The sequence below is a fragment of the Flavobacterium sp. HJJ genome, assembly GCF_015351475.1.
Lineage (GTDB): Bacteria > Bacteroidota > Bacteroidia > Flavobacteriales > Flavobacteriaceae > Flavobacterium > Flavobacterium marginilacus.
Genome location: NZ_JADKPR010000045.1, coordinates 1 through 8,508, shown reverse-complemented (window position 1 = coordinate 8,508; position 8,508 = coordinate 1). Strand labels below are relative to the sequence as shown.

The window sequence follows — 8,508 nt, the reverse complement described above, 5'->3', positions numbered from 1 at the left end:
GTATTCATACTTTCTAAAGCAATTTTTTTATATCTAAAGTTATCTTTTGTCCAGTAATCGTCATTACACCAAATTCTCTTACCAGGTATACAATTATTTTCATATTCTTTCTTCATCTTTTCGAAGTCTTTCTTTTTATATAATGTACCCTTGCCCTTGCTGTTTCCTGCGGAATCAACAATCGATATATAGTTTAATCCAAATATATTTAAAGTCTTATTTGAATTAATTTTTTCTTTAGCAACAAAAACAACTTGGGTTGTATCTTTTATAATTGTTTTAAAATAGGCATTAAGTGCTTGGTACTTTTCATTAGTGGATTGTGCAAATAAAGCATTTGAAAAATTGGTTATAAATAATAAAATAATGATTGTGTAAAAAAAGTAGTTTTTCATTTCCTTAAAATTTAATTACATGGTTTTCCTACAGGTGATTGCGCATTTTGGGTGCCTTGTTCTACAGCATGGCCTGAAGATTCAGCTTTATATCTATTTAGAATTCTATTACTTTCAGCACTTCCTGGGGGAAAGGTTTTATCAAATATGGGAGCTGCACTTAATCCTCCCCAAGCCAAATCTTTATAAACTTGGTAATCTATTATATAATTAGCATCATATTCCTGCAATGCAGAAGCCATAGCGTCGACATATCTATTAGCCATTGCTAAATGGTCTGCATCATCTTTTTCGACACTAGTAGGGCGTTCTTTTTTAACATAAACTTCAAATAATTCAGCAAAAGAGGGTAATGCAGATGCAGTTGATGGAGTATAATTGTAATCATCTACAATACTTAAAAAATAAGCATGTATTATTTCGTGTATTAATGCTGTAGCTTTATATAGCTTCGTACCATCTGTAGATCTTTCACGGTCAATTCTAATTTCATAATTGTATTTAGAAATTCTCTGAGCTTCCGCATAAGTAGTTGCTGGTTTCATTACCATATTTACGGTATACTGACTTTCTGCTCCCAGTTTTTTTAACACATTTGCGATATCTGTGTTTGTTGGTTTTTTAGTTCATCCATCACCCCTTTTGGGCAAGGATCTAGTAGGGAATAGTCAATACTTTCTTCAATAGCTTCTGGAGCAGTTGTTGGTTTTCCACTCCAAGAATCTGAGCCTACGTCATAAGTGTACAATAGACTGGTAGAATAATCAAACACTTTTTGATAATTTACAGGCCATTGAAAATATAAAACGCCATAGTTGTCCTTGTTTTTAGAAATTATAATATTGGGAAGAATTACCTTTGAAATTAACCAAGTGCTTTTGGTGGTGTTATATACGTAAACGGTACATACTCTCCATCGGGATTATCTTTTTGGAAGTTCTTCACTGTCAGAAATAGTCCCTAAATTCCTCCATTTTACTGTATATATAACGAATTGCTTCTCGTTTATTATCTCTATCAAATAAGTCTGAAAAATATAATCTTTATCATAAGGAGGACAACAATTTTCACCAAATTTCTTTTCCAAAGTCTTTCGGTTCTTTTTCCACCATTTTTTTTGTAGTTTTTCAATTTGTTCTAAGGTTGATATATGATATTTTTTTAAGTTAGAAATAGAAACAGTATCTGATTTTGAATTCCATAAATAGCTTCCTCCTTTATCGCAAAATAAATTAAAGATGACTCCTCTCTCCTCATTTGAATAGAATTTTTGCTCTTCGGAACATTTTTTATCAAGTTTAAATTCTATATAAATAATTATAGGTTCTATTTTTTGAGAAAAAGATAACGAAAATACACATAATAAAAGACTAGTTACAATATATTTCATCTCTATAAATTATTTGAATTTGAATAACACAATTAAATTAATTAATTATATTAGGATTTGAGCCTATATGTGTCACAATCCACTTATCTTTTATTTTCTTCATTATTATAATTTGTGTGCTTGCTCCAGCGATATGTGATTTATGCATCGTGAAAATAATATATCTTTTGTTTTGATAATAGATCGGTTCAGAGAAGCCATATACTTTAATGTCTGCTCTATTATACTTATCAAGAATAAGTTCAATTTCTTTTTTGGTATTCATACTTTCTAGAGAAATTTTTTTATATCTAAAATCCTCTTTTGTCCAAAAATCGTTATTACACCAAATTCTCTTGCCTGGCACACAACTGTTTTCATAGTCTTTCTTCATCTTTTCGAAGTCTTTGTTTTTATATAATGTAGTATCGCTCTTCCAATTTCCTAGGGAATCAACGATCAATATTTCATTTAATCCAAATATATTTAAAGTCAGATTGGAATTAACCTTTTCTTTAGCAACAAAAACAACTTGAGTTGTATCTTTTATAATTGTTTCAAAATAGTCATTGAGTGCTTTGTACTTTTCATTAGTGGATTGTGCAGATAAAGTGTCTGAAAAATTTGTTATAAACAACAAAATTAGGACTGTGTAAAAAAAGTAGTTTTTCATTTTCTTAAAATTTAGTTACATGGTTTTCCTACTGGTGATTGTGCATTTGGAGTGCCTTGTTCAACAGCATGACCTGAAGATTCAGCTCTATATCTATTTAGAATTCTAATATTATCAGCACTTCCAGGGGGAAAGGTTTTGTTAAATATGGGAGCTTCATTTAAACTTGCCCAAGCCAAATCTTTGTAAACTTGGTCAGGTACAGTTTGGTAAGGTACAGAAAAGTTTGAGTCATATTCTTTCAATGCAGATGCCATTGCATCTGCATACTTATCAGCCATTACTTTATGGTCAGCATCGTCAGGATTCGGGTATGTTTTTTTTACGTAAGCCTCAAATAATTCGGGAAAGGTCAGCAATGCTGTGCTTGGGGTATAATTGTAATCATCTACAATACTCAAAAAATAAGCATGTATTATTTCATGTATCAATGCTGTAGCTTTAAATAGCTTAGTGCCGTCTTCATACCTATCGCGGTCTACTCTAATTTCATAATTGTATTTAGAAATCCTTTGAGTTTCTGCATAATTTTTATCTGTGGATTCCATCACCATATTTACGGTATATTGACTTTCTGCACCCAGTTTTTCTAATATATCTTTAATATCTAAATTTGATGCATTTTTTAATTGTTCAAAAACTTCTTTTGGGCAGGGATCTAGTTGAGTATAGTCGATTTTTTCTTCAATAGCTTCGGAAGCGGTTGTTGGTTTTCCACTCCAAGAATCTGAGCCTACGTCATAAGTGTACAATAGACTGGTAGAGTAATCGAACACTTTTTGATGATTTACAGGCCATTGAAAATATAAAATACCGTAATTATCCCTGTTTGATGCGATTACAACATTAGGAAGGATTATCTCTATAATTACCCAACTGTTTAGGCCACTATTATACTTATAGACAGTACATACTCCATCGGATGTTGTATTGTTAAGCATGTGATAAACAAAAGTTTTTTAATCTTTGCCAATAACCTTAATTCGAACTACAGTAAGGTTGCCGTATTTTTCTATGTCTTCTTTTGTCCATTGGTATTCTTTGCCTTTAATTCTTTCTTCAAATTTCCAATCTAAAGGTTCTTTGACATATATATATAAACCCAAAATATTTGATTCTATTGGTTTATGTTTTATTTCTTCTGAGCTAATAAACCTAAAAGAGAAATATGATGGATAATCTAGTGTACCGTAAGCCATTTTTATTTCAGGTTTTATTTCTTTTAGGAGATTTTTTAAGGGTTTATTAATAAACTGTTGTTCATTTGTTTTTAGTTTGTAAGCATCGTTAGGGGTTTGTACCATTTGCTGAGCTTTACAGCTGCTGTTTATGAACAAGAATAGGATTAATGTTTTTAATATAATTTTCATATTTGTTGATTTATTTGTTAGTTACAAGGTGTTGGAGTATAGTTTTTAGTACCATCAGGTAATGTTGTTTCTGTGTTTTTCAGCGGATAAAACTCACCATTACTATCTTATTTCATCAAGGTTATTCCAGAGTTGTATTTATCTAAAACAAAAGCTATTGCCTTAGTCTTTCCTTCTACGCTTGAACCCATATATGAAACGAGGCTTGTAATTGGTTAAAAATTGCATCATTAAATTCAGGTGGATAAGGTAGATTTATATCTGCTGGATAAGCCGTTACAAAGGCATTTGCTTCTACTAAATTTGTAACAACAATTGCATAGGTCTCTCCGTTTATCAAAACAAATGAAGTAGTAAAATTACTGTTTTTATTATTTAGTATAACAGCATTATAGATGTCTCCAGCAGATAATTGTGTATTGTTGGGATGGTTGTGTAAAGATGCAAAAGCTCCAGTCCAAGTTTGATTTACGACTACATCATTTGTCCCTCCATTATTCATAGGTGCTTGGGTTATATTTCCGTTAGCATCTTTACCAAGAGTAATACTATGTTCTATTGTAGGATCTGCACCTAAGATATTACTTTTTGCCGACGCATAGTTACTATCTTTAGAATCAATAGTTGTTGACTTAGCAGCGTCACAAGGATTCTTTGGAGAGTCACCCGGTATTCCAACCCAAGAATCTGAACTTGCTTCATAAGTGTACAATAGACTGGTAGTAATCGAACACTTTTTGATGATTTACAGGCTATTGAAAATATAAAATACCGTAATTATCCCTGTTTGATGCGATTACAACATTAGAAAGGATTACCTCTATAATTATCCAACTGTTTAGGCTACTATTATACTTATAGACAGTACATACTCCATCAGGGTTAGATTTTTTTTAATTATGCCAATCGGGTAAGCCAGTATGTGTAACAATCCATTTACCTCCTTTTTTTTTCATAATTATTATGTGTGTGTGACCCAAGCCAATAAATGATGTGGCAGTTTTATGTACTGTAAAAACAACAACTCTTTTATTTTTATAATGGATAGGTTCTGAAAATGAATATATGTCAATAGAAGGCTTGTAATCATATTTTTCTTGAAAAGCATCAGCTTTGCCAACAAAAGAATCTTCAAAGATTATTCGTTTATGATTAAAATTCTCTTTAGTCCAAAAATCAGTTGTAAACCATAGATTTTTTCCTGCTTGATAGTTAACAGCATATTTTTTTTCCATCTTTCTCCAGTCTCTTTCATTATATAATATTGTGTCTAATTTAGTTTCTCCATAAATAGTGCCAAATTTAAATATATCAATAGTTTGATTAGAGTTAATTTTGTTTTTAATGATAATTATTTCTTGGAATGTATCTTTAACAACTGTATTAACATAATCATTCAGGGCTTGATGTTTGTCTTTTGTTGGTGAACAACTACTTATCAATAAAATGATAAGTAGTATGATAAAAATTGGATATGCTAACTTAGTCATCAGATAATCGATACATTTCCCAATTTAAATAAGTTCCATCTTTCAGTCGGTGAATTATATAAATACTACGAGTGCATTCATAATTGTTTTTTTGAAATTCTTTTAATGAAATGTAATTTATTCCTTCTAAAGTTTTTAATTTTTCTGGCTTTTTGATATTTAATGAAAAGGTAGAAGAACTATAAAAAAAACAGATAAAAGTTGGTTTTCCTGGGCTAGGATATATGTTTTTATATTTTTTTAACCCTATGTGTCTTGCTTGTTTTGTTTCATAGCCCTTAAGATAAAAATTAAATTGTGCAGTTGTAGTGTCTTTATTTATAAAGTAACTAGCTATTTTTTTGTCTTTTAGGTCTATAACTACCATTGTTGATTCTTGCTTTTTTATTTCTTGAGAAAAGGATAAACAAGAATTAACCAAACAAAATAAAACTAATATTTTTCTTAATACTATTGGCATGGCGGATTTATTTGTGAGTAACTTATTTAACTTTTCGATAGCGCATCAGGCTTTTGTTAGGATTCAAAAATAATATTATTCCATAGAGAAATAAAAAGTCTTCCACTTTAAATAAGTACTATCTTTTAGCTTATAAATTATATAAACACTATTAGTGGATTTAAAATTTTTTTCTCTAAATTCTTTTAACGTTATGTAATGGATATCTTCTAATGTAATTATTTTTTCTGGCTTTTCTGGTCTAGACGAAAAACTACCGAAGCTATAAAGGTAATATATAAAAGAAGGCTCATTTTGACTATCTATGTGAGTACTTCTAATTTTTTGAATACTTTTTTCCCTTGCTTTTTTGGATTCATATCCTTTATAGTAAAAACCAAATTGTGCCTTTGTTTGACTTTTATTAATACTAAAATTTGCAATATTTTTATCTTTTAAATCAATAAATACCGTTGTCAATTCTTGCTTTTTTTCTTCTTCTTGAGAAAAAGATAAACAAAGTAGCACTGAGAATACTAGAATAGTCATTTTTTTTAAAATTGTTGACATGGTGGATTTGTATTTTTAAAATTAATAATTATTTCAACAATTTGTTTCCGCTCTTCTTGTGTTAAATTTTTCCAGGCAACAGTTGGTTCTGGAGGAAGTAAAGTTATACTATCAAGATTTCCACCTTTACCCATCAATCCTTCCCAAGAAAGGGCATTATAAAATTCAATAGAATGTTGGTTATTATCAAATTGTTGTAAAACTGCTGCTATCACATCTCTAGAGTGTTGCGCCATTAATTCGTGTTGAGTATTTGTTGGTTGTTGTCCTGCGGGAATATTGTATTCGTACCTTGTGTAGTAATCTGCAATGCCAGGGTAATCGTCCTTAATACCATTTATAAAACTAGCAGACCATGGTATATTCAAGTTGCAAACTTTTATCAACTAATAATATAATCCCCAACAACTTTTACAATAATCCATTTTTTTTTTACTTTTTTCATTATAACAACTTGGCGTTCATTACTGCTATCTGCATTAAGGTTGTCGTAAAAAAAAATGATATATTTGTTATTCCAATAATACATTGGCTCAGATAAGAATATCACGTTCATGGAACTTGAGTATTTATCTAAAAATGCACTTTTAAATATTAATTTTGCTTTTTCTAGTTCAAAATTATAATCTGCAAAATTTTCCTTTTTCCAATAACTTACGAGAGTATCATTGGCATATCTCCGATACATTTTTATCCAATGTTTTTTATTAAATAAGTCATGATGTATTGCAAGATCGGGATCTTCAGACGGATAGAATCCTTCATTATAATTAAATATCCGTAAAGCTTCTTTGTAACTTACCTTTTGTTTAACAAGAACTTGGAGTTTTTTTTTATCTAATTTTTTGGATTCTAAAAAAACTTTTATAGGTTCATAGCCTATTAATTTTGGACTCGCACAGGAGAGTATAAAATAAGGAATTAAAAGTAATGTAAATTTTAACTTTTTCATAATTTTATTGTTTTGGACAAGGAGTGCCAACAGGATTTAAGCCTCCTCTATTTTCATAGTTTTTTTCATTAGTGAATCTATCTAATATCCTTTGTCTTTCTTTGTAATTGACATTATTGGGATCATCTGGATATTTAGTGTTGAAAATTGATGTTTTAGAGAGGCCAGACCAAGCCAAATCGGTATAAATTTGAGAAGCTTTTCCTAATTCTACAGGAATACCCGTGTGGAACTCTTGAATTGTAGCAGCAATTACATTAACATAATTGGTTGCTATCAATTCATGATGTGTACTAGGTATTATATTTGGATCTTTAGAAATTTGATATTCAACATACGCATCATAAAGAGCAGGAAAGTCGCATATAGTTGTCGCCCCACAATTGTGAAACTCACTAACAATACTTATCAAATAAGCGTGAATAATTTCGTGAGCCATAGTAGTTGCTATTGATAAATCTGTTGGGCGAACTTGATTACCTACACCATTAATATAATCCTCATTAAAAACCATATTAATATCATAGGTTGAATTAGGTTTTCTTGTGGTTTGAGCTGCATCATTTGAACTTGTTACAGTTCCAATACTCATATAAATGTTAAAGAAAGAACCCTCAGGACTAAAACGACTAATCATTGTAGCAATGTCACTTTGAGTTATAGTTTTTAATTTTGTAAGGATATTTTTTGTACAAGGGTCAAGTTTGGTATCATCAATATTATCTTCAATAGCTTCGGAAGCGGTTGTTGGTTTTCCACTCCAAGAATCTGAGCCTACGTCATAAGTGTACAATAGACTGGTAGAGTAATCGAATACTTTTTGATGATTTACAGGCCATTGAAAATATAAAATACCGTAATTATCCCTGTTTGATGCGATTACAACATTAGGAAGAATAACTTCTAAAATCATCCAGGTGCTGTTGATAGCATTATATTCGTAAACGGTACATACTCCATCGGGATCTGTATATCTATAGATTTGTTTATCGACTGGATTTGCTGGAGGAGTAGGTCTATTTGAAGATGATGGAGCACTTGATCCTCCGCCCAAAAACACTCCTGAGTCGCCACAATTATTAACTTTAAAAAGTTCATCACCGCCACCGCCGCAATCACAAATTGAAAACAGATAAGTTGCACTGATAATTTGATCTCCATATCTCATTATCCAATAATAACTGGTACAGCTTCCTTGTGTTTTGCTAGATTTCTTCCCTGAGGGAGCAGAACCTAGTGTGCCATTTTCG

General features: G+C 30.7%; 14 protein-coding genes. All 14 read right to left on the bottom strand.

From position 1 onward, the window contains the following. A partial coding sequence (locus IRZ80_RS20415; RefSeq protein WP_194644161.1) for a hypothetical protein occupies nt 1-395 on the bottom strand: 395 nt, incomplete at its 3' end. 11 nt (nt 396-406) lie between these two features. Then, entirely contained in the window at nt 407-988 is a 582-nt protein-coding gene (locus IRZ80_RS20410) for a hypothetical protein (RefSeq protein WP_194644158.1), read from the bottom strand. Then, on the bottom strand, nt 982-1,167 hold the full coding sequence (locus IRZ80_RS20405; protein WP_194644156.1) for a hypothetical protein: 186 nt from the start codon (nt 1,165-1,167) through the stop codon (nt 982-984). Before IRZ80_RS20405 ends, IRZ80_RS20410 begins: the two co-directional genes overlap by 7 nt. Before the next feature lie 150 nt (nt 1,168-1,317). Further along, complete coding sequence (locus tag IRZ80_RS20400) at nt 1,318-1,785, bottom strand: hypothetical protein (RefSeq protein WP_194644154.1); 468 nt, start codon at nt 1,783-1,785, stop codon at nt 1,318-1,320. A 37-nt stretch (nt 1,786-1,822) separates the two neighbouring features. Beyond that, nucleotides 1,823-2,437, bottom strand: coding sequence for a hypothetical protein (locus tag IRZ80_RS20395; protein ID WP_194644152.1), 615 nt, complete (start codon nt 2,435-2,437; stop codon nt 1,823-1,825). A gap of 11 nt (nt 2,438-2,448) precedes the next feature. After that, nucleotides 2,449-3,378: a hypothetical protein gene (locus IRZ80_RS20390; protein WP_194644150.1), complete on the bottom strand. Its 930-nt coding sequence runs from the start codon at nt 3,376-3,378 to the stop codon at nt 2,449-2,451. An 18-nt stretch (nt 3,379-3,396) separates the two neighbouring features. Beyond that, nucleotides 3,397-3,807, bottom strand: a complete 411-nt coding sequence (locus IRZ80_RS20385) for a hypothetical protein (protein ID WP_194644148.1) — start codon at nt 3,805-3,807, stop codon at nt 3,397-3,399. 175 nt (nt 3,808-3,982) lie between these two features. After that, complete coding sequence (locus IRZ80_RS20380) at nt 3,983-4,519, bottom strand: hypothetical protein (RefSeq protein ID WP_194644146.1); 537 nt, start codon at nt 4,517-4,519, stop codon at nt 3,983-3,985. A 181-nt stretch (nt 4,520-4,700) separates the two neighbouring features. Then, nucleotides 4,701-5,297 (bottom strand): hypothetical protein, encoded by a 597-nt coding sequence (locus IRZ80_RS20375; protein WP_194644144.1) that lies wholly within the window; start codon nt 5,295-5,297, stop codon nt 4,701-4,703. Next, entirely contained in the window at nt 5,290-5,757 is a 468-nt protein-coding gene (locus IRZ80_RS20370; RefSeq protein WP_194644142.1) for a hypothetical protein, read from the bottom strand. The genes IRZ80_RS20375 and IRZ80_RS20370 overlap by 8 nt, the downstream gene beginning before the upstream one ends. A gap of 75 nt (nt 5,758-5,832) precedes the next feature. Then, a complete protein-coding gene (locus IRZ80_RS20365) occupies nt 5,833-6,306 on the bottom strand; it encodes a hypothetical protein (protein ID WP_194644140.1) in 474 nt (157 codons plus the stop codon). Continuing rightward, nucleotides 6,291-6,674, bottom strand: coding sequence for a hypothetical protein (locus IRZ80_RS20360; protein WP_194644138.1), 384 nt, complete (start codon nt 6,672-6,674; stop codon nt 6,291-6,293). The genes IRZ80_RS20365 and IRZ80_RS20360 overlap by 16 nt, the downstream gene beginning before the upstream one ends. A 14-nt stretch (nt 6,675-6,688) precedes the next feature. Beyond that, the gene (locus IRZ80_RS20355) at nt 6,689-7,258 is read right to left on the bottom strand and encodes a hypothetical protein (protein WP_194644136.1); all 570 of its coding nucleotides are present in this window, start codon (nt 7,256-7,258) and stop codon (nt 6,689-6,691) included. A gap of 4 nt (nt 7,259-7,262) precedes the next feature. Continuing rightward, on the bottom strand, nt 7,263-8,508 hold a 1,246-nt coding region (locus IRZ80_RS20350), incomplete at its 5' end, for a hypothetical protein (RefSeq protein WP_194644134.1).